The organism is Cellulosimicrobium funkei (assembly GCF_004519295.1).
GTDB lineage: Bacteria > Actinomycetota > Actinomycetes > Actinomycetales > Cellulomonadaceae > Cellulosimicrobium > Cellulosimicrobium funkei.
Genome location: NZ_SOZH01000010.1, coordinates 24,017 through 50,640 on the forward strand (window position 1 = coordinate 24,017; position 26,624 = coordinate 50,640).

General features: G+C 74.5%; 21 protein-coding genes. 20 read left to right on the plus strand and 1 reads right to left on the minus strand.

Annotation, left to right across the window (positions count from 1 at the left end; genetic code table 11):
- Positions 1–148: 148 nt before the first annotated feature.
- The 18 genes from E1O70_RS16215 to E1O70_RS16300 all read left to right on the plus strand — a co-directional run bounded on the left by E1O70_RS16215 (position 149) and on the right by E1O70_RS16300 (position 23,986).
- Positions 149–397, plus strand: coding sequence for a hypothetical protein (locus E1O70_RS16215; RefSeq protein ID WP_061269005.1), 249 nt, complete (start codon positions 149–151; stop codon positions 395–397).
- A 246-nt stretch (positions 398–643) separates the two neighbouring features.
- Complete coding sequence (gene ileS, locus E1O70_RS16220) at positions 644–4,105, plus strand: isoleucine--tRNA ligase (protein WP_061269017.1); 3,462 nt, start codon at positions 644–646, stop codon at positions 4,103–4,105.
- Positions 4,102–5,523: a bifunctional folylpolyglutamate synthase/dihydrofolate synthase gene (locus E1O70_RS16225; protein ID WP_061269006.1), complete on the plus strand. Its 1,422-nt coding sequence runs from the start codon at positions 4,102–4,104 to the stop codon at positions 5,521–5,523. Before ileS ends, E1O70_RS16225 begins: the two co-directional genes overlap by 4 nt.
- A 144-nt stretch (positions 5,524–5,667) precedes the next feature.
- Complete coding sequence (gene dhaK, locus E1O70_RS16230; protein ID WP_043658407.1) at positions 5,668–6,663, plus strand: dihydroxyacetone kinase subunit DhaK; 996 nt, start codon at positions 5,668–5,670, stop codon at positions 6,661–6,663.
- A 69-nt stretch (positions 6,664–6,732) separates the two neighbouring features.
- The gene (dhaL, locus tag E1O70_RS16235) at positions 6,733–7,377 is read left to right on the plus strand and encodes a dihydroxyacetone kinase subunit DhaL (protein ID WP_061269007.1); all 645 of its coding nucleotides are present in this window, start codon (positions 6,733–6,735) and stop codon (positions 7,375–7,377) included.
- Positions 7,374–8,111, plus strand: a complete 738-nt coding sequence (gene dhaM, locus E1O70_RS16240; protein WP_051028644.1) for a dihydroxyacetone kinase phosphoryl donor subunit DhaM — start codon at positions 7,374–7,376, stop codon at positions 8,109–8,111. The genes dhaL and dhaM overlap by 4 nt, the downstream gene beginning before the upstream one ends.
- 66 nt (positions 8,112–8,177) lie before the next feature.
- Entirely contained in the window at positions 8,178–8,876 is a 699-nt protein-coding gene (locus tag E1O70_RS16245) for a TetR/AcrR family transcriptional regulator (RefSeq protein ID WP_082774758.1), read from the plus strand.
- Positions 8,877–9,010: 134 nt separating this feature from the next.
- Positions 9,011–10,732: an MDR family MFS transporter gene (locus E1O70_RS16250; protein ID WP_061269008.1), complete on the plus strand. Its 1,722-nt coding sequence runs from the start codon at positions 9,011–9,013 to the stop codon at positions 10,730–10,732.
- A gap of 4 nt (positions 10,733–10,736) precedes the next feature.
- Complete coding sequence (locus E1O70_RS16255; RefSeq protein WP_306303334.1) at positions 10,737–11,231, plus strand: DUF4233 domain-containing protein; 495 nt, start codon at positions 10,737–10,739, stop codon at positions 11,229–11,231.
- 76 nt (positions 11,232–11,307) lie between these two features.
- On the plus strand, positions 11,308–11,760 hold the full coding sequence (ndk, locus tag E1O70_RS16260; RefSeq protein WP_031317103.1) for a nucleoside-diphosphate kinase: 453 nt from the start codon (positions 11,308–11,310) through the stop codon (positions 11,758–11,760).
- 135 nt (positions 11,761–11,895) lie between these two features.
- Positions 11,896–15,450, plus strand: a complete 3,555-nt coding sequence (gene smc / locus E1O70_RS16265) for a chromosome segregation protein SMC (RefSeq protein ID WP_205688664.1) — start codon at positions 11,896–11,898, stop codon at positions 15,448–15,450.
- 151 nt (positions 15,451–15,601) lie between these two features.
- Complete coding sequence (locus tag E1O70_RS16270; protein WP_055725692.1) at positions 15,602–15,985, plus strand: hypothetical protein; 384 nt, start codon at positions 15,602–15,604, stop codon at positions 15,983–15,985.
- 29 nt (positions 15,986–16,014) lie between these two features.
- Entirely contained in the window at positions 16,015–17,196 is a 1,182-nt protein-coding gene (ftsY, locus tag E1O70_RS16275; RefSeq protein ID WP_061268923.1) for a signal recognition particle-docking protein FtsY, read from the plus strand.
- A 281-nt stretch (positions 17,197–17,477) separates the two neighbouring features.
- On the plus strand, positions 17,478–18,791 hold the full coding sequence (locus E1O70_RS16280; RefSeq protein ID WP_021483029.1) for an ammonium transporter: 1,314 nt from the start codon (positions 17,478–17,480) through the stop codon (positions 18,789–18,791).
- Positions 18,788–19,126 carry a P-II family nitrogen regulator gene (locus E1O70_RS16285; protein WP_021483028.1) on the plus strand — a complete coding sequence of 113 codons (339 nt, stop codon included), beginning with the start codon at positions 18,788–18,790 and terminating at the stop codon, positions 19,124–19,126. Before E1O70_RS16280 ends, E1O70_RS16285 begins: the two co-directional genes overlap by 4 nt.
- A gap of 16 nt (positions 19,127–19,142) precedes the next feature.
- Positions 19,143–20,990, plus strand: coding sequence for a [protein-PII] uridylyltransferase (locus E1O70_RS16290; protein WP_061268924.1), 1,848 nt, complete (start codon positions 19,143–19,145; stop codon positions 20,988–20,990).
- Positions 20,991–21,101: 111 nt separating this feature from the next.
- The gene (ffh, locus tag E1O70_RS16295) at positions 21,102–22,715 is read left to right on the plus strand and encodes a signal recognition particle protein (RefSeq protein ID WP_061268925.1); all 1,614 of its coding nucleotides are present in this window, start codon (positions 21,102–21,104) and stop codon (positions 22,713–22,715) included.
- A 149-nt stretch (positions 22,716–22,864) separates the two neighbouring features.
- Positions 22,865–23,986 carry an amidohydrolase family protein gene (locus E1O70_RS16300; protein WP_061268926.1) on the plus strand — a complete coding sequence of 374 codons (1,122 nt, stop codon included), beginning with the start codon at positions 22,865–22,867 and terminating at the stop codon, positions 23,984–23,986.
- 15 nt (positions 23,987–24,001) lie between these two features.
- On the opposite strand, the gene E1O70_RS16305 is transcribed toward E1O70_RS16300, so the two are convergent.
- The gene (locus tag E1O70_RS16305; protein ID WP_061268927.1) at positions 24,002–25,555 is read right to left on the minus strand and encodes a M16 family metallopeptidase; all 1,554 of its coding nucleotides are present in this window, start codon (positions 25,553–25,555) and stop codon (positions 24,002–24,004) included.
- Between the two features lie 258 nt (positions 25,556–25,813).
- On the opposite strand from E1O70_RS16305, the gene rpsP reads away from it, so the two are divergent.
- Together rpsP and E1O70_RS16315 are read left to right on the plus strand one after the other, a co-directional pair.
- The gene (rpsP, locus tag E1O70_RS16310; RefSeq protein ID WP_021482888.1) at positions 25,814–26,251 is read left to right on the plus strand and encodes a 30S ribosomal protein S16; all 438 of its coding nucleotides are present in this window, start codon (positions 25,814–25,816) and stop codon (positions 26,249–26,251) included.
- Positions 26,251–26,490, plus strand: coding sequence for an RNA-binding protein (locus tag E1O70_RS16315; protein ID WP_061268928.1), 240 nt, complete (start codon positions 26,251–26,253; stop codon positions 26,488–26,490). Before rpsP ends, E1O70_RS16315 begins: the two co-directional genes overlap by 1 nt.
- Positions 26,491–26,624 lie beyond the last annotated feature (134 nt).

The following is a 26,624-nucleotide window of genomic DNA, read 5'->3' on the forward strand; positions in this document are numbered from 1 at the left end:
CTGGTGTCCGCGAGCAGCCTCCCGCCCCTCCCTCCCTGCGACGGGGCGTGACGGTCGCCGGTCCCGCGCCACGGCTCAGCGATGAGTCCGACGCCACGACCGGGTCTGCACCCACGGACGCCAGCCGAGCACAGGACGCGAGACCACCATGTACGTTCCCCCGCACTTCCCCCGCTACCGCCCGACCACCGTGCCGTCGTCGGCACCCGCCCTCCCCGCCCTCCCCGCGTCGGCTGCCGCCGGGCCCCCGCTCACGCTCGAGTGGCTCGTCGCTCGCGACATCGACGCCTACACCGCGCGCCGCCGGGCGGCGGCTACCATGGAGGCACAGGCGTCGACCCGGCCATCACCGGCGAGCCTCCGGAAGAACGGGAACCCCGCCGCGGGGCAGGCCTGACGGCCCGCGGCAGGTCCTCACTAGACCCGGACGGGTGGGCCCGTCACAGCCTGCGACGAGCGGTCGGCGACCGCCCGTGGTGCCCGACGACGTCGGGCACCTGCGGGGACGGGCGCCGGCAAGCGAGGTGGTACCGCGGCGAGCCCGCCCCAGGTGGGGGAGTCGTCCTCGCAGGAGAGCACGACCGACCCGTACCACCACGGCGGACACCCCGCCGGCCGCTACCTCACCGGAGTCCTCGAGACCATGGCCTACCCGCTGCACCGCGCACCCTCGTCCGCCGCCGACGCGCACCCCGGAGCCGCGTTCGGCGTCCCCGCCTCCCCGGACCTGCCCGCGATCGAGCGCGAGGTCCTCGCCTACTGGGAGGCGGACGACACGTTCCGCGCCTCGGTCGAGCGCAACCCCGCCGGGGAGAACGGCAGCAACGAGTTCGTCTTCTACGACGGCCCCCCGTTCGCCAACGGCCTGCCCCACTACGGGCACCTGCTCACGGGCTACGCGAAGGACGTCGTGCCGCGGTACCAGACGATGCGCGGCAAGCACGTCGAGCGTCGCTTCGGCTGGGACACGCACGGCCTGCCCGCCGAGCTCGAGGCGATGGACCAGCTGGGGATCAAGACCAAGGAGGAGATCCTCGAGCTGGGGATCGAGCGGTTCAACGACGCGTGCCGCGCGTCGGTGCTCAAGTACACGAGCGAGTGGCAGGACTACGTGACCCGCCAGGCGCGCTGGGTCGACTTCGAGCACGACTACAAGACGCTCGACCCGACGTTCATGGAGTCGGTCCTGTGGGCGTTCAAGCAGCTCTACGACAAGGGCCTCGTCTACGAGGGCTTCCGCGTGCTGCCCTACTGCTGGAACGACCAGACGCCGCTGTCGAACCACGAGCTGCGCATGGACGAGGACGTGTACCAGGTCCGCCAGGACCCGGCGGTCACCGTCGGCTTCCGGCTCGAGACGGGCGAGCTCGCGCTCATCTGGACGACGACGCCCTGGACGCTGCCGTCGAACCTGTTCGTCATGGTCGGCCCCGACGTCGAGTACGTCGTCGTAGAGTCGTCGTTCACGGGCGTCAAGGAGCGCTACGTGATCGCCGCGGAGCGTCTCGAGGCGTACGCGCGCGAGCTCGCCGACGAGGGCGTCGAGGACGTGACGACGCAGGTCGTCGAGCGGCTCACGGGCGCCGACCTCGTCGGGCGGTCGTACACGCCGCCGTTCTCCTACTTCGCCGGGCACGCCGGTGCGCACCGGGTCGTCGAGGCGGACTTCGTCACGACCACGGACGGCACCGGGCTCGTGCACAACGCCGGCGCGTTCGGCGAGGAGGACAAGGTCGTCTCCGACCGCGAGGGCGTCGAGCCGGTGCTCCCGGTCGCGTCCGACGGCAAGTTCGTCTTCCCCGTCGTCGACTACGAGAGCCTCCAGGTCTTCGACGCGAACGCGCTCATCATCGACCACCTCAAGGGCCGCACGCGCCACGACGCCGCGGCCGCGCAGGGGGAGGAGACGCCGGACCTCCCGCTCGGCGCCACGAGCCCCGGCACGGTGCTGCTGCGCCGCGAGTCGTACGCGCACTCCTACCCGCACTGCTGGCGCTGCCGCAAGCCGCTCATCTACATGGGCGTCTCGTCGTGGTTCGTCGCGGTGTCGAAGTTCAAGGACCGCATGGTCGAGCTCAACGAGCAGATCTCCTGGACGCCCGACCACATCCAGCACGGCCAGTTCGGCAAGTGGCTGGAGAACGCGCGCGACTGGTCGATCACGCGCAACCGGTTCTGGGGCAGCCCGGTGCCGGTGTGGCGCTCGGACGACCCGCAGCACCCGCGCGTCGACGTGTACGGCTCGTTCGCCGAGATCGAGCGGGACTTCGGCACCCTCCCGCGCAACGAGAAGGGCGAGCCGGACCTGCACCGGCCCTTCGTCGACCGCCTCACGCGCCCCAACCCGGACGACCCGACGGGCCGCTCGACCATGCGCCGCGTCGAGGACGTCATGGACGTCTGGTTCGACTCGGGGTCCATGCCCTACGCGCAGGTGCACTACCCGTTCGAGAACACCGACTGGTTCGAGCACCACAACCCCGGCGACTTCATCGTCGAGTACATCGGCCAGACGCGCGGCTGGTTCTACACGCTGCACGTCCTCGCGACCGCGCTGTTCGACCGCCCGGCGTTCCGCTCGGCGGTCTCGCACGGCATCGTGCTGGGCTCCGACGGCCGCAAGATGAGCAAGTCGCTGCGCAACTACCCGGACGTCAACGAGGTCTTCGACCGCGACGGCTCCGACGCGATGCGCTGGTTCCTCATGAGCTCGCCGATCCTGCGCGGCGGCAACCTCGTCGTCACCGAGGACGGGATCCGCGACGCGGTGCGCCAGGTGCTGCTCCCGCTGTGGAGCACGTACTACTTCTTCACCCTGTACGCGAACACGTCGAAGGCGCAGGCGCGGGCGGGCGAGCCCGTCGAGCCCGCCGGGTACGTCGCGCAGAAGGTCGCGCCCGAGCGCGTGGCCGGGCTCCCGGCGCTCGACCGCTACCTGCTCGCGCGCACCCACGACCTCGTGGTGCGCGTCACGGGGCAGCTCGACGCGTACGACATCGCGGGCGCGTGCGAGACCGTGCGCGAGCACCTCGACGTCCTGACCAACTGGTACGTGCGCACCCAGCGCGACCGGTTCTGGGCGGAGGACGCCGACGCGTTCGACACGCTGTACACGGCGCTCGAGGCGCTCACGCGCGTCATGGCGCCGCTCGCCCCGCTGCTCGCGGAGGAGGTGTGGCGCGGCCTGACCGGCGGGCGCTCGGTCCACCTCACCGACTGGCCGGCGTCCACCGAGGAGGTCGGCGAGCGGTTCGTCGGCGAGGACGGCTCGTCCGCGGTGGCCGTGCGTCACGTCCCGGACGCGTCCCTCGTCGCCGACCCGGCGCTCGTCGCCGCGATGGACGAGGTCCGCGCCGTCGCGTCGGCCGCGCTCGGCCTGCGCAAGGCGCACCAGCTCCGGGTGCGCCAGCCGCTCGCGCGGCTCACGGTCGTCGTGGACGACCCGGGGGCGCTCGCGCCGTACACGGACCTGCTGGCGCGCGAGCTCAACGTCAAGGCCGTCGAGCTCGAGTCCACCGACTCGGACGCCGCGGAGCGCTTCGGCATCACGCAGCGCCTCGCGGTCAACGCCCGCGCCGCGGGCCCGCGCCTGGGCCGCGGCGTCCAGGCCGTCATCAAGGCCGCCAAGGCCGGTGCGTGGCGCGTGGACGACGCCGGGGAGGTCGTCGTGACGACGGACGACGGCGACGTCGCGCTCCTGCCCGCGGAGTACGAGCTGACAACGGTGGTCGCCGACCGCGGCGTCGCCGAGGGGGAGGCGCCGAGCATCGCCGCCGCGGTGCTCGCGAGCGGCGGGTTCGCCGTCCTCGACCTCGCGCTCGACGACGCGCTGCTCGCCGAGGGCTACGCGCGCGACGTGATCCGCGACGTGCAGGACGCGCGCAAGGCCGCCGGGCTCGACGTCGCCGACCGCATCCGGCTCTCGCTCGACGTGCCGGGCGAGTGGCTCGCGGCGGTCGAGGAGCACCGCGACCTCGTCGCGCGCGAGACGCTCGCGGTCGAGGTCGTCGTCGAGACGTCGCCGACCGACGTGCGCTCCGTGCGCGTCGAGAAGGCCGACGGCACCGTTCCGGACGCTGGCACCGTCGAGGAGGCGAACCTGTGAGCGCCGCACGCAAGGACTCCGGCGCCGCACGACGGCAGAGCGCGAAGGACGCCCGCGCGGCGGCGGAGGACGCCGCCGCGCAGGCGGACCTCGAGCGCGTCTACCAGCACATCGTGTCCCGTGCTCCCGAGCACGACTTCGACCCGACGATCGACCGGGTGCGGCGCCTGTTCGAGCTGCTCGGCGACCCGCAGCACGCGTTCCGGACGATCCACCTCACCGGGACCAACGGCAAGACGAGCACCGCGCGCGTCGCGGAGCGTCTCGTGCGTGAGCACGGCCTGCGCACCGGCCTGTTCACGAGCCCGCACCTGACGAGCGTCACCGAGCGGATCGTCGTCGACGGCGAGCCGCTCTCGGCGCGCCGGTTCGTCGAGGTGTGGGAGGACGTCTACCCCTACGTGCAGGTCGTCGACGCGGAGCTCGCGGAGAGCGGGCAGTCACAGCTCAGCTTCTTCGAGGTCCTCACGGGCGTGGCGTTCGCCGCGTTCGCGGACACGCCCGTCGACGTCGCGATCGTCGAGGTCGGCATGGGCGGCGAGTGGGACTCGACCAACGTGGTCGACGCGGAGGTCGCCGTCGTGACACCCGTCGCGCTCGACCACGAGCGGTGGCTCGGGAGCACGCTCGAGGAGATCGCGACGGTCAAGTCGGGCATCGTCAAGGAGGGCGCGACCGTCGTCTCGGCCGCGCAGCGCCCCGAGGTCGAGGAGGTGCTGCGGGCCCGGGCGGAGCGCGTCGGCGCGCGCCTGCTGCGCGAGGGCGTCGACCTCGACGTCGCCGCGCGCCAGGTCGCGGTCGGCGGCCAGCTCCTCGACCTGCGCACGCCCGCTGCGCTCTACACCGAGGTGTTCCTCCCGCTGCACGGCGAGCACCAGGCGCACAACGCGCTGCTCGCGCTCGGCGCGGTGGAGGCGTTCCTCGGCGGCCGGGCGCTCGACGGCACGCTCGTCGAGGCGGCTTTCGCGGACGTCACGTCGCCGGGACGGCTCGAGGTCGTGCGGTCCAGCCCGACCGTCCTCGTCGACGCGGCGCACAACGCCGCGGGGGCCGAGGCGCTCGCGACGGCGCTCGGCGAGGCGTTCGACCTGCGCCACCTCGTCGGCGTCGTCGCGATCATGGCCGACAAGGACGCCGAGCCGCTCTTCGCGGCGCTCGAGCCGGTGCTCGCGGAGATCGTCGTGACGCGCAACAGCTCGGAGCGCTCGGCCGACCCGACGGAGCTCGCCGAGCTCGCCGCCGACGTCTTCGGCGAGGACCGCGTGCACAGCACCGAGCGCCTCGACGAGGCGCTCCAGGTGGCGGTCGACCTCGTCGAGCGCGACGACGCCGTGGGCGTCGGCACGGGCACAGGCGTCCTGGTCACGGGCTCGGTCGTGACGGTGGCCGACGCGCGCGTCCTGCTCGGTCGCGGCTGACGCCCGGACGCCGCGCGGCGCGCGGCGGCCGGGTGTTTGATGGAGGCGACGACGGCGGCGGGCGCGCCGGGCGCGGCCTGCCGACGTCGCGGGGGCTGTCGGCGCCCGGAGCACCGGGCGCACGGACCGATGGAGGGATGACCGGTGAAGAAGCTGCTCAACGATCCCCAGGACGCGGTGACGGAGTCCCTCGAGGGCTTCGGCCAGGCGCACGCCGACCTCGTGCAGGTGCACCTCGCGCCCCCGTACGTGTCGCGTGCCGGCGGCGCGGTGGCCGGCAAGGTCGGGCTGGTCTCGGGCGGCGGCTCGGGCCACGAGCCGCTGCACGCCGGCTTTGTCGGGCCGGGGATGCTCGACGCCGCGGTGCCGGGCGCCGTGTTCACCTCGCCGACGCCCGACCAGATCGTCCCGGCGATCCTCGGCGCCGACTCGGGCGCCGGCGTGCTCGCGATCGTCAAGAACTACACGGGCGACGTGCTGAACTTCGAGACGGCGGTCGAGCTCGTCGAGGCCGAGGGCACCCAGGTCACGAGCATCCTCGTCAACGACGACGTCGCGGTCGAGGACTCGCTCTACACCGCGGGCCGGCGCGGCGTGGCGGGGACGGTCGCGGTCGAGAAGATCGCGGGCGCGGCGGCCGAGCGCGGTGACGACCTCGGGACCGTGACGGAGATCGCCGGGCGCGTCGTGGCGAACGTGCGCTCGATGGGCGTCGCCCTCACGGCGTGCACCGTGCCGCACGTGGGCCGGCCGAGCTTCGACCTCGGCGACGACGAGGTCGAGATCGGCATCGGGATCCACGGCGAGCCCGGGCGGCACCGGATCCCGCTCGCGTCGGCGGACGAGATCACGCAGCGGCTGGTCGATCCCGTGGCCGACGACCTGGGCCTCGCCGACGGCGAGGACGTGTTGCTGTTCGTTAACGGAATGGGCGGTACCCCGCTGTCCGAGCTGTACGTCGTCTATCGTCAGGCGAGGAGGCTGCTCGAAGGGCGCGGCGTACGCGTGACGCGCTCGCTCGTCGGCAACTACGTCACGTCGCTGGAGATGCAGGGTGCGTCGGTCACCGTGCTGCGCCTGGACGACGAGCTCACCGCCCTGTGGGACGCTCCCGTCCACACGGCCGCGCTGCGCTGGTGAGCGGGTGCCCTTTCGTGCAGTCTCCGGGAGCCGGCGCACCGCCGGCTCGACGGCGAGGAGAGGTGGGGCATGACGCTGGACGTGGCCTGGGCCGAGCGATGGACCCGGCTGAGCGCGGAGCGGATCGCGGCGGCACGGGACGAGCTGACGGAGCTGGACCGCCAGATCGGTGACGGCGACCACGGCGAGAACCTCGACCGGGGTTTCCGCGCGGTGGTCGCCAAGCTCGACGGGGCGGCCGCCGGGGAGCAGCCGCCCGGTCAGATCGGCGACGTGCTCAAGCTCGTGGCCACGACGCTCATGTCGTCCGTCGGCGGCGCCTCGGGCCCGCTCTACGGGACCGCGTACCTCCGTGCCGCGAAGGTGACCGGTCTCGCGGAGCTCGACGCGCACGGCGTCGTGGCGCTGCTCGAGGGCGCGCTCGAGGGCATCTCCGCGCGCGGCAAGGCGCAGGTCGGCGAGAAGACCATGGTCGACGCCTGGCAGCCCGCGGTCGACGCGGCGGAGGCCGCGGCCGACGCGGGCGGCTCGACGGCCGACGTCCTCGCGGCCGCCGCCCGGGCCGCGCGCGAGGGCGCCGAGGCGACCGTGCCGCTCGTGGCGACGAAGGGCCGGGCGAGCTACCTCGGCGAGCGCAGCGCGGGCCACCAGGACCCGGGCGCGACGTCGACCGCGATCCTGCTCGAGGCCGCGCGCGACGCGGCGGCGGCGTGAGCGGCGTGGCCGGACCGGTCGGCACGCGGGCCCGGGTCGCGCTCGTCCTCGTCTCGCACTCGCAGCGCCTCGCGCAGGGGGCCGTCGAGCTGTCCGCGCAGATGGCGCCCGGCGTCCTGCTGCTCGCGGCGGGCGGCACGGACGACGGCGGTCTCGGCACGAGCTACGACCGCGTCTCCGGGGCGATCGAGGAGGCGCTGCGCGTCGCGGACGGCGTCGTCGTGCTCGCGGACCTGGGCTCGGCCGTGATGACGGTCGAGTCGGTGCTGGACCTGGAGGACGGCTTCGACGGGCGCGTGCTGCTCGCGGACGCGCCGTTCGTCGAGGGTGCCGTCGCGGCGGCCGTCACCGCGCACGGCGGCGGCGACGTGGCCGAGGTCCTCGCGTCCGCGGAGCACGCGGGCGGCACGTTCGCCGTCCCCGCCGCGGCACCGGAGGCCGGGGAGGAGCACGCTGCGGACGGCGCCCCGCCGGCGGGGGAGGCCCGCGCCGTCGTGACGCTGCGCAACCCGCTCGGCCTGCACGCCCGGCCCGCCGCGGTGCTCGCGCGCCTGGTCGCGGGGTTCGACGCGAGCGTCGCGATCGACGGCGTCAACGGGGCGAGCGTCCTCGAGCTCATGAAGCTCGGCGCGACCGGCGGGCAGGAGCTCACGGTCACGGGGGAGGGGCCGCAGGCCGCGGACGCGGTGCGCGCGGTGGTCGAGGCCGTCGAGGGCGGGTTCGGCGAGGTCTGACGACGCGGGGGTGTGACCTCCGTCACCCGATATTGCAGTTGATGCAAAATTGCAGAGGATGCAAGAATGGTCCTCGTGCCGACGACTCCGCCTGACGTGCCCGCTCGCCCCTCCGTGGCCGAGCGGGCCGCGGCGTGCGTCGCGCCGTCGCCCGGCGGGCTGCGGGAGCGCAAGAAGCGCGCGCGCCGCGAGGCCCTCGTCGACGCCGCGCAGACCCTCGTCCTCGACCGCGGCCTCGACGCCGTGACGGTCGAGGACATCTGCGCGGCCGTCGGCGTCTCGCCCCGCACGTTCTTCAACTACTTCCCCGCGAAGGACGACGCCGTGCTCGGCCTCGAGGACTTCTCGGTCCGAGCCGACGTCGTCGCCGCCTTCGTCGCCGGCGGTCCGACGGGCGCGCTCCTCGACGACCTCGAGGTCGTCGTGGCCGACGTGCTCGCGCACGAGGTCGTCACCCCCGAGCGCATGGCGCGCACGCTCGAGCTCGTGCAGCGCGAGCCGCACCTCGTCGCGCGTCACGTCGCGTGGGTCGAGGGCCACCGTGCGGAGCTCGTCGAGATGCTCGTCGCACGCCGCGCGGTCCGGCCGTTCGTCCCGGACCCCGAGCTCCTGGCGCTCGTCGTCATGAGCCTCCTGCGGGCGAGCACGGTCGAGTGGCAGCAGCGGGGCCGCGAGGGCGAGCCGGTGGACCACCTGCCGGGCGTCGTCGACCAGCTCCGCGCGCTGCTCCGCGACACGCGCGCCCCCGATCCCGCGGCCCCCTGACCGCACCCCTCGCCCCGCGCGAGGACTCCACCGGCTCGGGCCTCCCACCCGACCGGCCGCACCTCCAGCCTCCACCCGACGACGGGCCGCGCCCGTCGGCGCGCGCCCGCCCGTCCCGACCGAACCGGATCCTCATGGCCTCCTCCACCGCAGCACCGCCCGTCGACGGCGGCAAGCCGCTCGTCGTGCTCACCCCGCGCACCGTGTGGGTGATCTTCGGCGCGCTCATGGCGTCGATGTTCCTGTCCTCGCTCGACCAGTCGATCGTCGGCACCGCGATGCCGACGATCGTCGGCGAGCTCCACGGCGTCGAGCACCAGGGCTGGGTCATCACGGCCTACATCCTGGCGATCGCCATCGTCATGCCGCTCTACGGCAAGTTCGGCGACCTCTGGGGCCGCCGCTGGCCGTTCCTCGTCGCGATCGGCCTCTTCACGGTCGCGTCGGCCGGCGCCGGGTTCGCGCAGTCGTTCCCCGAGCTCGTCGCCTGGCGCGGCGTGCAGGGCCTCGGCGGCGGCGGCCTGATGATCCTGTCGCAGGCGATCATCGCCGACATCGTCCCCGCCAAGGACCGCGGCAAGTACATGGGCCCCATGGGCGCGCTCTTCGGCATCGCCGCGGTCATCGGGCCGCTCCTCGGCGGCTGGTTCACCGAGGGCCCGGGCTGGCGCTGGGCGTTCTGGATCAACGTGCCCATCGGCGTCGCCGCGTTCGTCGTGGCGTGGGTCGCGCTCAAGCTCCCCTCGCACCGCGCGGGCCGCAAGATCGACGTCGCGGGCATCTTCTTCCTCGTCGTCGCGACGTCCGGCATCGTCCTGGTCACGAGCTGGGAGTCGCTGACGACGTCGTCCGGCTACGACTGGTCCGACCCGTGGCTGCTCGGCCTCGTCGCGGCCGTCGTGGTGTCGGTCGTCGCGTTCGTCCTCGTCGAGAACCGCGCCGAGGAGCCGCTGCTCCCGCTGCACCTGTTCAAGAACCGGACCTTCACCATCGCGACGCTGATCGGTCTCGTGCTCGGCATGGGCATGTTCTCGGCGCTCGCGTTCCTGCCGACGTTCCTGCAGATGTCCACGGGTGCCGGGGTCACCGAGTCCGGGTTCCTCATGCTCCCGATGATGGTCGGCGTCATGATCACGGCCATCGGGTCCGGTATCGCCATCACCAAGACCGGGCGGTACAAGATCTACCCGGTGGTGGGTCTCGCGATCACCGCGGCGGGGATGGTCTGGCTCACGCGCATCACGGGCGACATGTCGATGTGGCTCTTCGGCGCGATGATCTTCGTCATGGGCGCCGGGATGGGCCTCGTCATGCAGACGATCGTGCTCGCCGTGCAGAACTCGGTCGACCCGCACGAGATCGGGACCGCCACGAGCGCGAACAACTTCTTCCGCGAGATCGGCGCGGCCGTCGGGACGGCGCTGTTCAGCACCATCTTCACGTCGCGGCTCGCCGACAACCTCGAGGGCGTCTTCGCGGGCGTGCCGGGCGGTGCGGCCCCCGCCGGCGCGGAGGGCTCCTCGCTCACGCCCGAGCTGGTGCAGCAGCTCCCGGAGCCGATCCACACGGGCGTCGTCGACGCGTTCACCGACGCGCTCGCCCCCGCGTTCTGGTACCTGGTCCCCCTCGTCCTCGTCGGGTTCGTGCTCGCGCTGTTCCTGCGCGAGGTCAAGCTGTCCGACGTCGCCGGGATGGTCGCGCGCGGCGAGGCCGTCGCGGACCACGGCGACCTGCGCGAGGACGCCCCCGCGACGGGCCAGGTCGACGGTGCCGCGGTCGTCGTGCCCGCGGGCGGCGGTGGACCGGACGACGAGCGCCCCGGGAGCCGGGAGCGCGACGGCGCGCCGGTATCCTGACCGGGTGAGCACCTCACCGTCGCAGCCCGCCGCGCAGCCGTCCCGCCACGGCCGCGCGGCGGGCCCGGTGCGCCCGTCCCCGGGCGACCGCATCAAGCCCAAGAAGCCCGCGAAGGTCCAGTTCGCGTCGACCACGCTCCTGCTCGAGGCGTTCCTCGTCGTGTTCGCGACGCTCGTGGCCTACGGCCTGCGCGACGTGCCGTACTCGCGCGGCCCGCTCGAGCTGCCGTCCGCGACGTCGATCTGGGTCGTGGGCGGGGTGCTCGCCGTCGTGCTCGTCGTGCTGTCGCGCATGGTGGGCACGCCCGGCGGGTACGTCGCCGGGTCCGTGGTCCAGGTGCCCGTGCTCGCGCTCGGGCTGGTCGTTCCCATGATGTTCCTCGTGGGCGGCCTCTTCGTCGTCCTGTGGATCGTCTCGATCCGCCTCGGCGGGCGCATCGACCGCGAGCGCGCGGCCTACGACGCCGAGCACCCCGAGACCGCGCCCAACGCCGGCTGACCCGCACGGCGCGCGCGGCCCCGCGGCCGCCCGCCGGGCGCGGCGCACCGGCCTGCGGCCGGTAGGCTCGGCGACCATGACCGACGTCGCACCCGCACTGACCGAGACCATCGAGCGCACCCTCATCCTCGTCAAGCCCGACGGCGTCCGCCGCGGCCTGTCCGGCGAGATCCTCCGGCGCGTCGAGGCCAAGGGCTACACGCTGGCCGCCGTGCGCCTGCTCGACGCGACGCCCGAGCTGCTCGCCGCCCACTACGCCGAGCACGAGGGCAAGCCGTTCTTCCAGCCGCTCGTCGACTTCATGCTCTCGGGCAAGATCCTCGCGGTCGTGGCCGAGGGCCAGGGCGTCGTCCCCGGCTTCCGCTCGCTCGCCGGCGCGACCAACCCGACCGAGGCGCTGCCCGGCACGATCCGCGGCGACCTCGGCCGCGACTGGGGCCTCAAGGTCCAGCAGAACCTCGTGCACGGGTCGGACTCGCCCGAGTCCGCCGCGCGCGAGATCGCGCTCTGGTTCCCCGAGCTCGGCTGACCCGCACGCGCACGTCCGCCCCGTCCCGGGCCTCCGGGGCGGGGCGTTCGCGTGCCCGCCGCGGTGTGCGCGGTCCGCCACGGCCGGTCGCGGACGTCCGCAGGATCGTGGGAGCGCCGCACTAGGCTCGGGTCCGTGCACCTCAAGACCCTGACGCTGCGCGGCTTCAAGTCGTTCGCGTCCGCGACGACGCTGAGCTTCGAGCCCGGCGTGACGTGCGTCGTCGGGCCGAACGGCTCGGGCAAGTCGAACGTCGTCGACGCGCTCGCGTGGGTGATGGGGGAGCAGGGCGCCAAGACCCTGCGCGGCGGCAAGATGGAGGACGTCATCTTCGCCGGCACCTCCGGCCGGCCCCCGCTCGGGCGCGCCGAGGTGTCCCTGACGATCGACAACACCGACGGCGCCCTGCCGATCGACTACACCGAGGTGACGATCTCCCGCACGCTTTTCCGCAGCGGCGGGTCCGAGTATGCGATCAACGGCAGCGCGTGCCGCCTGCTCGACATCCAGGACCTCCTCTCCGACTCGGGCCTCGGCCGGGAGATGCACGTGATCGTCGGCCAGGGACAGCTCGACGCCGTCCTGCGCGCGACGCCCGAGGACCGCCGCGGCTTCGTCGAGGAGGCCGCGGGCGTCCTCAAGCACCGCAAGCGCAAGGAGAAGGCGCTCCGCAAGCTCGACGCGATGCAGGCCAACCTCACGCGGCTCGCGGACCTCACGACGGAGATCCGGCGCCAGCTCGGCCCGCTGGGGCGGCAGGCGGAGATCGCGCGCAAGGCCGCCACGATCCAGGCCGACCTGCGCGACGCGCGGGCCCGGCTCCTCGCCGACGACCTCGCCCAGCTCACCGCGACGCTCGAGCAGGAGATGGCCGACGAGGCGGCCCTGCGCACGCAGCAGGCGGAGGTCGAGCGCGCGCTCGCGACGGCGCGCGACACGCTCGGCCGGCTCGAGCGCGAGGCCGCGGAGGCCGCGCCCGCCCTCGGGGCCGCGACCGACGTCTGGTTCCGGCTCTCGTCGCTGCGCGAGCGGCTGCGCGGCACGCGCACGCTCGCCGAGGAGCGCGTGCGTCTCCTCGGGCGCCCCGAGGCGGCGCCCCGCGGGCAGGACCCGGACGAGCTCGAGGCGCAGGCCGAGCGCGTGCGCGCGACCGAGGCGGAGCTCGAGGCGGAGGTCGCCCGCGCGCGCGACGCGCTCGCCGCCGCGGTCACCGACCGGGAGGACGCCGAGCAGGCCGCGGGGGAGGCGGAGCGGGCCGTCGCGACGCTGCTGCGCGGTGCCGCGGACCGCCGCGAGGGTCTCGCGCGGCTCGCGGGGCAGGTCGCGGCGCAGCGCACGCGCGTCGAGGCGGCGGAGGCCGAGATCGGACGGCTGCGCGAGTCGCTCGCGGAGGCCGAGCACCGGGGCACGCAGGCGCGCACCGAGTTCGCGGTGCTCGAGACCCAGGTGGTCGGCGCCGAGGAGGGCGAGGAGGGCCTCGACGCCGAGCACGAGGCCGCGGCGGACGCGGTCGAGCGCACGAGCGCCGCCGTGACCGGCCTGGAGGCGGACGCGACGGCCGCGGACCAGGAGCGCGCGACGTGGAGCGCGCGCATCGAGGCGCTCGAGCTGAGCCTCGACCGCAAGGACGGCGCGGGCGCGCTGCTCGCGGCGGACGGCGTCGGCGTCGTGGGGTCGCTCGCGGCCCTGCTCGGCGTCGAGGCGGGCTACGAGGACGCGGTGGCCGCGGCGCTGGGCCCGGCCGCCGACGCGGTCGCGGTCGAGTCGGTCGACGCCGCGGTCGACGCGCTGCGGTACCTGCGCACGGAGGACGCCGGGCGCGCGGGCCTCGTCGTGGCGACCGCGGAGCCCGGTCCGGGCCCCGCCGCCGTCGACCTGCCCGACGGCGCACGCTGGGCCGTCGACGTCGTCACCGCCGCCGGGGGCGTCGGCCAGGCGGTGCGGTCCCTGCTGGCGGGCGTGGCCGTCGTCGACGACCTGGGCCAGGCGCGCGCGCTCGTGGCGCGGCACCCCGGCGTCGCCGTCGTGACGCGGGGCGGTGACCTCCTCGCGACGACGCGCGCGTGGGGCGGGTCGGCGTCGGCGCCGAGCGTGCTGCACCTGCAGTCGGCGCTCGACGAGGCGCGCACGGCGCACGCCGACGCGACGGCCCGCGCCGAGCGCGCCCGGTTCGCCCTCGTGGGCGCGCGCGAGGCGGCGCAGGAGGCGCGCGCCCGGTACGAGGACACGCTCGACCGGCTCAACGAGTCCGACGCGCAGCTCGCCGCGGTCGCGGAGCAGCTCGGGCACCTGGGGGCGACCGCGCGCTCGGCCGCCGCGGAGGCCGAGCGCGTGCGCGCGTCGCTGGAGCGGGCGTCCCAGGGTCTCGACGACGCACGCGAGACGCTCGCCGGGCTCGTCGAGCGGCTCGAGGTCGCGGAGGCGGCGCCGGAGCAGTCCGAGGACGCGGTGGCGGAGGCGAGCGCCGAGCGCGACCGCCTCCTCGCACGTGCCTCGGCGGCGCGCACGGCCGAGACCGAGGCACGGCTCGCCCTGCGCACGAGCGAGGAGCGCTCGCGGGCGGTCGCGGGCCGGGCCCAGTCGCTGGCCCGGGCTGCCGCCGCGGAGCGCGACGCGCGCGAGCGGGCCGCGCGGCGCGAGGCGGCGCGGGTGCGGCAGGCGGGCCGCGCGTCCGCGGTGCGCGACGGCGCGACGCACGCCCTCGCCGCGATCGACCGGTCGCTGGCCCGGGCGGGCGCGGAGCGGGACGCCGCGGAGGCGGCGCGGGCCGAGCGCGACACCGCGGTGACCGCTGCGCGCCGCGAGGTCGACGACCTGGCGGCGCGCCTGCGCGAGCTGACGGACGTCGCGCACCGCGACGAGGTGGCGCGCGCGCAGCAGCAGCTGCGCATCGAGCAGCTCCAGGCGCGCAGCGTCGACGAGCTCGGGCTCGACCCGGCCGTCCTGGTCGAGGAGCTCGGCCCGCACCGCGAGGTCCCCGTCCCCTCCGACGACGGCGAGCCCCGCACGGTCCCGTACGACCGCGCCCAGCAGGAGAAGCGGCTGCGCGCCGCGGAGCGCGACCTGGGCCGCCTCGGCAAGGTGAACCCGCTCGCGCTCGAGGAGTTCGCCGCGCTCGAGGAGCGGCACAAGTTCCTCGCCGACCAGCTGGCCGACCTCAAGAAGTCGCGCGCCGACCTGCTGGAGATCGTCAAGGAGATCGACGAGCGCGTCGAGCGGGTGTTCTCGGACGCGTACCGCGACACCGCGGAGCAGTTCGAGCGCGTGTTCGCGCGCATGTTCCCGGGCGGCGAGGGGCGCCTGGTCCTCACCGACCCGGACGACATGCTGACCACGGGCATCGAGGTCGAGGCCCGCCCCGCGGGCAAGAAGGTCAAGCGCCTGTCCCTGCTGTCCGGCGGCGAGCGCTCGCTCACGGCGGTCGCGCTCCTCGTCGCGATCTTCAAGGCGCGGCCCTCGCCGTTCTACGTCATGGACGAGGTCGAGGCCGCCCTGGACGACGTGAACCTCGGCCGCCTGCTCGAGATCTTCCGCGAGCTCCAGGAGGACTCGCAGCTCATCGTCATCACGCACCAGAAGCGCACCATGGAGATCGCCGACGCGCTCTACGGCGTGACGATGCGCGGCGACGGCGTCACGACGGTCATCAGCCAGCGCATGTCCGAGGCGCGCGAGGAGGTCCCCGCGTAACCCGCGCGGGGCGGTCCGTCCGCCTCGTCCGCACCTGGGCGGAACCTCCAGGATCGTTGCAATTCCGGGCCTTGTGAAGATGTGGTGCTGATCGCCGAGTCCCGGCGTGGCTGCGGTCGCGACGCGTTCGGGCGCCCGGATACTGGAGGGCATGGTCTGGATGTTCGTGTGGCTGGGGCTCACGCTCGGCGTCGCCGCCGTCGTGTTCCTGTTCGCGAGCGTCGTCGCGCGCGCCGAGGCGCAGTCGACCGGTGCGGCGGGTGACCGACGGGACGGCGAGCAGGGCATGCGCGCCTTCTGGCGCGACTTCCGCTCGGGGCTGCGGCGGCGTCGCCGCCGCGGCGACAACCCGGGCCAGCACGTCGCGACCGTGCGCATGCCGCGGCCGGTGGACACGAGCATCGACGACTTCTTCACGGCCACGCAGGTGTCGTCCAACGCGTACGTCGACGCCGAGGAGCTCACCGACGTCCTGCACCGCGCGCGCGAGCGCGTGCGCCCGCTGCACCCGGGGGAGCGCCCTCCCGAGGCGTGAGCACCGCGTCGGTCTGAGAGACTTCCGGGGTGAACGACCTCCTCCCGCTCTGGATCGTCCTCGGCGTCCTCCTGGTCGTCGGCCTCGTCACCGCCGGGACCGTGTCGGCCCGTCGCCGCGGTCGCCGCGACCTCGTCGAACCCCCGCCTTCGGCCCCTGCCGCGCCCCCCGCGACCGCGCCGGACGCCGTGGAGGCGCCGCCCGGAACGGCGACCGTGGAGGCACCGCCGGAGCCCGACGTCGCCGCCCCGCCCGCGCTCGAGCGCCCGGAGCCGGTCGGTGGCCGGCTCGTCCGGCTGCGCGAGCGCCTCGCGCGCTCCGGGTCGCCGCTCGGCGCCCGCCTGCTGTCCGTCCTCTCGCGGGACCACCTCACCGAGGACGACTGGGACGAGCTCGAGGAGACCCTCCTCCTCGCGGACGTCGGCGCCGGGCCGGCCGGCGAGCTCATCGACGCGCTGCGCACCAAGGTCCGCGTCCTCGGGGTGCGCGACGCCGCGAGCGTGCGCGACCTCCTGCGCACCGAGCTCGTCGCGCTCGTCGACCCGACGCTCGACCGCTCGCTCGCGACGTCCCCGCGCACCGCCGAGGACGGGTCCACGGTGCCCGCCGTCGTGCTGGTCGTCGGCGTGAACGGCACCGGCAAGACGACGACCGTCGGCAAGCTCGCGCGCGTGCTCGTCGCCGAGGACCGCAACGTCGTGCTGGGCGCGGCGGACACGTTCCGCGCCGCGGCCGCCGACCAGCTCGAGACCTGGGGCTCGCGCGTCGGGGTCCCGACCGTGCGGTCCGACCGCGACGGCGCCGACCCGGCGGCGGTCGCGTTCGACGCCGTGCGGCGCGGCCGCACCGAGGGCGCGGACGTCGTGCTCGTCGACACCGCCGGGCGCCTGCAGAACAAGCAGGGCCTCATGGACGAGCTGGGCAAGATCCGGCGCGTCATCACCAAGGAGGCCCCGCTGTCGGAGGTGCTCCTCGTGCTCGACGCGACGACGGGGCAGAACGGCCTCAACCAGGCACGCGTCTTCGGCGAGGTCGCGGGCGTCACGGGCATCGTCCTGACGAAGCTCGACGGCACCGCGCGCGGCGGCATCGTCGTCGCGGTCCAGCGCGAGCTGGGCGTGCCCGTCAAGCTCGTCGGCCTGGGGGAGGGGCCCGACGACCTCGCCCCGTTCGACCCCGAGCAGTTCGTCGACGGGCTCCTCGGCGCCTGAGGCACGGGCGCGGCCGGGTGCGACGCCCGGCCGCAGTGCCCGGCAGGGTGCCCGGCCGGGTGCCGGTCCGGGTCGCCCGGCGGGTCACGGTCGTGTCACGGCGCGATCACGGCCCGGTCGCGGCGACGGGCTCCGGGCGCCCGCGCGGTGCGGCGAAACCGAACGTTTACGTCCGGGCCGCCCTTGTCACGCTGGCGTAACGCGGCGACACCGCCGGGGAAACCCGCCCGCACCACCGTAGTCCCCGACCGGCCGCCCGGCCGGCGAGGGGAGATGATCCGATGGAGTGGGACACCGGGGCGACCGCGTGGATGCTGACCTCAGCATCCCTCGTGCTCCTGATGACGCCCGGACTGGCGTTCTTCTACGGCGGCATGGTCCGCGCCAAGTCCGTGCTGAACATGATGATGATGTCCTTCGGCGCGATGGCCGTCGTGGGCGTCGTCTACGTGCTGTGGGGCTGGTCGATGTCCTACGGCGAGGCCGGGACGGGTGGCCTGTTCGCCAACCCGTTCGCGCAGTTCGGTCTCTCGGGGGCGATCACGGACGCCGACGGCAGCGCCGTCGCGAGCACGCTCGGCAACTACCCGAACGTGGTCGACATCGCGTTCCAGGTGACGTTCGCGATCATCACGGTCGCGCTCATCTCGGGTGCGCTCGCCGACCGCGTCAAGTTCGGCACGTGGCTGGCGTTCACGGCGATCTGGGTCACGGTCACGTACTTCCCGCTCGCCCACATGGTGTGGGGCGGCGGCTTCCTCTCGGCCAACGAGAACGGTCTCGCCGCGAAGGTGTTCGGGGTGACCGACGGCGCCGCCACGGTCGCGCCGATCGACTTCGCGGGCGGCACCGTCGTCCACATCAACGCCGGTGTCGCGGCGCTCGTGCTCGCGCTCCTCATCGGCAAGCGCAAGGGCTTCGGCACCGAGCCGATGCGCCCGCACAACCTGCCGTTCGTCATGCTGGGCGCGGCCCTGCTGTGGTTCGGCTGGTTCGGCTTCAACGCGGGCTCCGCGTTCGGCGCGAACGAGACGGCCGGCCTCGCCTGGATCAACACCACGAGCGCCACGGCGGCCGGCATCATCGGCTGGCTCGTCACGGAGAAGATCCGCGACGGTCACGCCACGTCGCTCGGTGCCGCGTCCGGCGTCGTCGCGGGCCTCGTGGCGATCACGCCCGCCGCCGGCGCGCTCAACCCGGTCACGTCGATCGTCCTGGGCCTCGTCGCCGGCGCGCTCTCCGCGCTCGCGGTCGGCCTGAAGTACCGCTTCGGCTACGACGACTCGCTCGACGTCGTCGGCGTCCACCTCGTCTCCGGCCTCTGGGGTACCGTCGCGATCGGCTTCCTCGCGACCGACACGGGCCTCTTCTTCGGGGGCGGCGCGCAGCAGCTCGTCGTCCAGGTGCTCATCGCGCTGGTCGCGATCGTCTTCACCGCGATCACGACGACGGTCATCGGCCTGATCCTCAAGGTCACGATGGGCTGGCGCGTGAGCGAGGACGCGGAGGTCGGCGGCATCGACCTCGCGGTCCACGGCGAGACGGCGTACGAGTCCATCCAGCAGGGCAGCGTCATCAGGGAGGTGCGGGCATGAAGCTCGTCACGGGAATCATCCAGCCGCACCGGCTCGACGACGTGAAGTCGGCGCTCGAGGCCGCGGGCGTGCGGGGCATGACGGTCAGCGAGGCCAGCGGGTACGGCCGCCAGAAGGGCCACACCGAGGTCTACCGCGGCGCCGAGTACACGGTGGACCTGGTCCCGAAGGTCCGCATCGAGGTCCTCGTCGACGACGCCGACGCCACCGCGGTCACCGAGGTGATCGTCAAGGCGGCGCAGACCGGCAAGATCGGCGACGGCAAGGTCTGGACGGTGACCGTGGACGACGTCGCCCGGGTGCGCACGGGCGAGCACGGCCCCGGCGCCCTGTGAGGAGACGGACCCTCGGATGACCCACCACGCCGACACCCCGACCACGGGCGGGGTCGCAGGGGAATCGGCGGGGCGCCCGGCAGGGCCGGGAGAGCACGGCACGCAGGTCCCGCACCCCGACGGGGTGCGGGACCTGCGTGCGCGGATGCTCGACGTCGCGCGGTCCATGAGCGGACCGGGCCGCAGCGGGGTCGCGCGCCGCGCCGCCGTCGTCGACCTGGTCACCTCCTCGCTCGCGGGCCTCTGGCTCGACGCGACCGACGGCGTCGCGCCCGAGGGGCTCGCGCTCGCCGCGGTCGGCAGCCTCGGGCGGGGCGACATGGGCCCCGCGAGCGACCTCGACCTCGTCCTCGTCCACGACGGCCGCACCCACACCGCCGACGACGTCGCGCGCGTCGCCGAGCGGCTCTGGTACCCGCTGTGGGACGCGGGCGTCGACCTCGACCACGCGGTGCGCTCCCTCTCGCAGTGCCGCCAGGTGGCGTCGAAGGACGTCCCCGCCGCCGTCGGGTGGCTCGACGTGCGGGCGGTCGCGGGGGACGCGCTCGTCGTGCACCGCGCCTCGTCCGCGGTGCTCACCGACTGGCGCTCCGCGTCGCGCCGCCGCCTGCCCGACCTGCTCTCCTCGACGCGCGAGCGCGCCGAGCGGTCCGGCGAGCTCGCCTACCTCATCGAGCCCGACCTCAAGGAGTCGCGCGGCGGCATCCGGGACGCGGTCGTGCTCTCGGCGCTCGCGGCGACGTGGCTCACCGACCGCCCGCACGGGTCCGTCGACCGGGCGCACGCTCACCTGCTCGACGTCCGCGACACGCTCCAGGTCGTCACGGGCCGGCACACGAGCCGCCTCCTGCTCGCCGACCTCGACGAGGTCGCCGCGCTGTCCGGGGACGACGACCCCGACGAGCTGCTCGCGAGCCTCGCCGCGGCGGGCCGCGAGATCTCCTACGCGCTCGACACCACGGTCCGCCGGGCCCGCCAGGCGCTCCAGCGGCCGTCGGTCGCCCGGCGCCCGGTGCTCGTGCGGGGACGCCGCGCGGCGCCACGGCTGCGGCCGGTCGGCGACGGCCTCGTCGAGCACGACGGCGAGCTCGTGCTCGCCGTGGACGCCCACCCCGAGTCCGACCCGCTCCTGTCGTTGCGCGCCGCGGCGACCGCGGCGCGCACGGGTCTGACGCTCTCGCCCGTGTCCGTCGCCAGCCTCGCGCGCTGCCCCGCCCTGCCGGAGCCGTGGCCGCGCGCCGCGCGGGCCGCGTTCCTCGCCCTGCTCGGGTCCGGCCAGGCGCAGGTCGCGGTGTGGGAGGCGCTCGACCTCGCGGGCGTCGTCACGACGTGGATCCCCGAGTGGGCGGGCGTGCGCAACCGGCCGCAGCGCGCGGCCGTGCACCGGCACACCGTCGACCGGCACCTCGTCGAGGTCGTGGCGCGCGCCGCGCGCGCCCGCAAGGAGGTCGAGCGCAGCGACCTGCTGCTGCTCTCCGCGGTGCTGCACGACATCGGCAAGCGGGCCGGCGCCACCGACCACTCCGTCGAGGGCGCACGGCTCGTGCCCGCGATCCTCGGCCGCATGGGCTTCGAGCCGGACGTCGTGGCCGACGTCGAGCGCCTCGTGCGCCACCACCTCACCCTCTCGCGCCTCGCCGTGAGCGAGGACCCCGACGACCCGGCGACGGTCGCGGAGCTCGCGGACGCCGTCGACCACCGCGCCGACCTGCTCGTGGTGCTGCGCGCGCTCACGGAGGCGGACGCGTCGTCGCTCGGCCCGAGCGCGTGGACGGCGTGGCGCGCGCGTCTCGTGGACGACCTCGTGGGCGAGACGCTCCGTGCGCTGGGCGCCGTGCCGGGGGGACCGGGCGCCGCCGGGTAGGCTGGACCCTCGCGGACGGCCCGTCCCGTGCCCGCCCCACGTCTGCCGGGGAGCGGGGACGACGGAGGGCCGACGCGCACGAGAATTCCGACGACTGGTGAGGATGACGCGGTGTTCAACACGCTGTCGGACCGACTGACTTCGACCTTCAAGAACCTGCGTGCGAAGGGCCGGCTGTCCGAGGCGGACATCGACGCGACGATCCGGGAGATCCGGCGCGCGCTGCTCGACGCCGACGTCGCGGTGCCCGTCGTGCGTGAGTTCAGCGCGACCGTGCGCGAGCGCGCGCTCTCGGCCGAGGTCTCGGGGGCGCTCAACCCGGCGCAGCAGGTCGTCAAGATCGTCAACGAGGAGCTCGTCGGCATCCTCGGCGGCGAGAGCCGCGGGCTGCGCTTCTCCAAGACGCCCCCGACCGTCATCATGCTCGCGGGCCTCCAGGGCGCGGGAAAGACGACGCTCGCGGGCAAGCTCGCGCTGCACCTGCGCGAGCAGGGGCACACGCCGCTCCTCGTCGCCGCCGACCTGCAGCGCCCGAACGCCGTCACCCAGCTCTCGGTCGTCGCCGAGCGGGCCGGCGTCCCCGTGTTCGCGCCGCACCCCGGCAACCAGAGCGGCGTCGAGGTCGACGACGTGATCGGCGACCCGGTCGCCGTCGCGCGCGAGGGCGTGGAGACGGCGCGGCAGCGCCAGCACGACGTCGTCATCGTCGACACCGCGGGCCGCCTCGGCCTGGACGCCGTCCTCATGCAGCAGGCGTCGGACATTCGCGACGCCGTGCAGCCCGACGAGGTCCTGTTCGTCATCGACGCGATGATCGGTCAGGACGCCGTCGCCACCGCGAAGGCCTTCGAGGAGGGCGTCGACTTCACGGGCGTCGTGCTCACGAAGCTCGACGGCGACGCGCGCGGCGGTGCCGCGCTCTCGGTCCGCGGGGTCACCGGTCGCCCGATCCTCTTCGCGTCCACGGGCGAGAAGCTCACCGACTTCGAGGCGTTCCACCCGGACCGGATGGCGTCGCGCATCCTCGACATGGGTGACGTCCTCACGCTCATCGAGCAGGCCGAGAAGGCGTTCGACGCCGAGCAGGCCGCGAGGATGGCCGAGAAGGTCGCCACGGGGCAGGACTTCACGCTCGCGGACTTCCTGGTGCAGATGCAGCAGATGAAGAACATGGGCTCGATGAAGAAGATGCTCGGCATGCTGCCGGGCATGGGCCAGATGCGCGAGGCCATCGAGAACTTCGACGAGCGCGAGGTCGACCGCATCGAGGCCATCATCCGGTCGATGACGCCCGCGGAGCGGGACAACCCGAAGATCATCAACGGCTCGCGGCGCGCGCGCATCGCCCGCGGCTCCGGCGTGACGACGAGCGACGTGAACCAGCTCCTCGAGCGCTTCGCGGGCGCGCAGAAGATGATGCGGCAGATGAGCCGTGGCGGCGGCATGCCGGGGATGCCGGGGATGGGCAGCCTCCCGGGCATGGGCGGCAAGAAGGCGCGGGGTCGCCAGGCGCCGCAGCGCAAGGTCAAGGGGAAGTCGGGCAACCCGGCGAAGCGGGCCGCGCAGGAGCGCGCGGCCGCCGCGCGCGCGGCGGGCGAGCTCACCGGTCCCGCGGCGCCGTCGGGCTCCGCGTTCGGCGTGCGGGGCACGGACGCGCCGTCCTCCCCGACGCCGGACGACCTCCAGCTCCCGCCCGGCTTCGAGAAGCTGCTCGGCGGCCGCTGAGCAGCGGCCGTCCCGGACGGCCGTCCTCGAGCCCGGGTGCGACCCGCAGCCGCCCGGGCGCTAGGTTATGTCCGTGGCACCGCCCGGTGCCGCACCGCGCCCCCGACCGGGCCGTCTCCCCGTCCCGTCCGTCCTCACCCAGGAGCCGCATGTCCGCGCTGGAAGGCCCCACGCTGCACGTCCGCGGCCACGTCATCGTCGGCGACGACCGCGAGGTGGGCGACCTGTGGGTCAAGGACGGGCGGATCAGCCTCACCCGGCCGTCCGCGCAGGGCACCAACATGGTCGAGCTCGAGGGCTGGGCCCTGCCGGGCCTCGTCGACGTGCACTGCCACGTCGGGCTGGGCGCCCAGGGCGCCGTCGACGCGACGACCGCGCAGGAGCAGGCGCTGACGGACCGGGACAGCGGGGTGCTCCTGGTGCGCGACGCCGGCTCCCCGCTCGACACGCGGTGGGTGCACGGCCGTCGCGACCTGCCGCGCCTCGTGCGGGCGGGGCGCCACCTCGCCCGGCCCAAGCGCTACCTGCGCCACTACGGGCTCGAGCTCGACGACGTCGCCCAGCTCCCCGAGGCCGTGCGCCGCGAGGCGCGCCAGGGCGACGGGTGGGTCAAGATCGTGGGGGACTGGATCGACCGTGACCTCGGTGCCCAGGGCGACCTGCGGCCGCTGTGGCCCGACGACGTCCTCGCCGAGGCGGTCGCGGCCGCGCACGCCGAGGCCGCCCGTGTGACCGTTCACGCGTTCTCCGACGAGGTGATCCCGTCGCTCCTCGCCGCGGGCGTCGACGGCATCGAGCACGGGACGGGGATCCACCCCGACCTCATGTACGAGATCTCCGAGCGCGGCGTCGCGGTCACCCCGACGCTGCTCCAGATCGGGCAGTTCGAGAACATCGCGCGCCAGGCGGACGCCCGGTACCCGGTGTTCGCGGCGCGCATGCGGCGCCTGCACGAGCGCCGGTACGAGCAGGCCCGGGCGCTGTACGAGTCCGGCATCCAGATCCTCGTCGGCACGGACGCGGGCGGGACGATCGGGCACGGCCGCCTCGCCGACGAGTGCGCCGAGCTCGTCGCCGCGGGCATCCCCGACGCCGCCGTCGTCGCGGCCGCGAGCTGGCAGGGTCGCGAGTACCTCGGCTACACGTCGCTCGTCGAGGGCGCGTCGGCCGACTTCGTCGTCTACCCGCAGGACCCGCGCCAGGACGTCGGGGTCCTGCGCGCCCCGACCGCCGTCGTGCTGCGCGGCGAGATCGTGGCGCCTGCAGGCTGACCGCGCGACGAGAGGTCAGCGGGCGGGGACCGGTGCCGGGTCGCCCGTCGTCCCCGCGGCGGTGGACTTGACGTAGCGCACCGTGGGCCCGAGCCGGTCGACCGTGCGGGCGAGCGGGGCGGCGAGGTTCCGGAAGAGGGCCGGCACGAGGACGACGCTGGCGCCGCGTGCCGTGACCAGCTCGACGTCGCCGTCCTCGTCGACCCCGGCGAGGAGGACCTCCTGGTGGCGGATCGTGTACGTCGCACCGGGGTCGGTCAGGACGAACCGGTCCTCGAGGAGCCGGACGCTGGATCCCCGGGCGGGCGAGAAGAACCGCGCCTTGTGGCGGGAGCCCCCGCGGCGCGGGACCGGCGACGTGTCGTCGAGGAGCGACACCGCGCCGAGGCGGTCCTTCGCCAGCCGCGCCAGCGCCTCGTCGTGCGGGACGTGCCCCGCGGGGAAGCAGACGAGGAGGGTGCTGCGGAGCTCCGTGAGCACGGCGGCGACGGCCTGGCCGGACACCTCGGGCAGCCGGGCGCTCACCTCGGCCGGCGAGGAGGCCGTGAATCCGCGCAGCTCGTAGGACGCCGCGAGGTCGAGCCACCAGGCGTGGGAGGCCACGAGGTCGAGCTCGTTCGCGAGCACGGCCCGGGCGCGCTCCAGCTCGTCGGGACCTGGCCCGGAGACCGCGAGACGTTCGAGGACGTCCAGGGTGGCCACGAGGACGTCGCACACCCGCTCGGGTCCGGGGTCGGCCGCGACCGTCAGGACCTCGCGCGCGTCGTCGACCTGGACCGCCATCGACTGGACCGTGTAGACGTCTCCCTGAGCCGTCCGCAGCGTCGCGTTGAGGGCCTCGGTGAGCACGGCGGTCGCGAGGATGCGGGTGGCGTCGTCGTGGTCCGTCGAGCACTCGCCGGACAGCACGAGCTCGTCGCTGCTGTGCTCGGCCCACGAGGGGCCCGGGAGCACCGACGGAGGGTGCGGGAGCCGGGCGACCGGCGGCCCCGAGGGAAGGTCCAGGCGCAGGCCCGCCGGCAGGGGGGCGGTGCTCACGAGCACGGCGTTGTCCCGGTGGAACCACCGTGCGGCGGCCTCCCGCACCTCGTCGATCGTCCAGTCCATGAGCCGCGTGTGCGAGAGCGCGGCGACCCCGGTGCCGGAGGGTCCGTAGCGGACCGTGAACGCGTCGTGCGCCGCGTACAGGCTCTCGCGCCCGACCTCGGCGAGCACGGTCCGCCGTTCGAGGTCGACCTCCTCCGGAGTCACCGTGCTGAGCTCTCGGACCGCGCGGCACACGCGGTCGACGAAGTCGACGAGCTGGTCAGGCCGGCCGGTCGCGTAGAACGAGGTGGAACGCAGGGTCGACTCCGCGTTGTGGGGGATGTCGACGCGACCCACGCGGCGCATGACGAGGTGCTCCACGAGGTGCGTGATGCCCACCGTCCGGGGGTCCATGTCCTGGAGGCCGACCCCGAAGAGGAGGGTCACGGTCGGGTCCGTGGCGAGGTCCGCCCAGAGGACGGGGACACCGTCGACGACGGTACGGTGGTACGGGCGCTGCGGTGCGCCGTGGGGCTCGGCCATGCGGTTCCTTCTGACGGTCCGGGACCGGCCCCGGCGCCCCGCGGCGGTGGCCACGTGAGGCGGGACTCTACACCGTGGTCGGACGTGCGGGAGCGGGCGATGTTGGTCAGCGCCCGGAGGGTCTGGCACAATGTCCCGGTACTCGGCGTGCCCCGGCCCCTCTCTCCGGCGCGTGCCGTGTCCTGAACCCCTTCCTCGTCCTGTCCCCACGGGACGATCGCGGGTTCGCCCGAAACAGAACCAGGAGAGACCACCACTGTGGCCGTCAAGATTCGTCTGAAGCGTCTCGGCAAGATCCGTGCGCCGTACTACCGTGTCGTCGTCGCCGACTCGCGCACCAAGCGCGACGGTCGTGTGATCGAGGAGATCGGCAAGTACCACCCCACCGAGGAGCCCTCGTTCATCGAGATCACCTCGGACCGCGCCCAGTACTGGCTCGGCGTCGGCGCGCAGCCGACGGAGCAGGTGCTCGCGCTCCTCAAGGTCACCGGCGACTGGCAGAAGTTCAAGGGCCTGCCCGGCGCCGAGGGCACGCTCAAGGTCAAGGGCGAGAAGGTCGACCCGACCGCCGCTATCGAGGCCGCCGCCGCGGACGCCGAGAAGGTCAAGGCCAAGGCTGCCGAGAAGAAGACCGAGGCTCCGGCCGAGGAGACCGCCGACGCGGCCGACGAGGCCGCTGCCGACGAGCAGGCCTGATGATCGCCGAGGCCCTCGAGCACCTCGTGCGCGGCATCGTGGACAACCCGGACGACGTCCGCGTGGCCACGAAGACGCTGCGTCGCGGTGACCTGCTCGAGGTCCGGGTGCACCCGGAGGACCTCGGCCGCGTCATCGGTCGCGGCGGGCGCACCGCCCGTGCCCTGCGCACGGTCATCGGCGCGCTCGCGACCGACGGGCCGGTCCGTGTCGACGTCGTGGACGTCGACCGCCGCTGAGGCCCGCACGACGACGCCCCGCGAGGGGCGACGGGCAAGGCCCGGCCCGCCACCGGCGGGCCGGGCCTTCCTGCGTCCGTCGCCGGAGGACCGGCGCGCACCGTCCCATCCAGCACCACACGAGGAGTCACGAC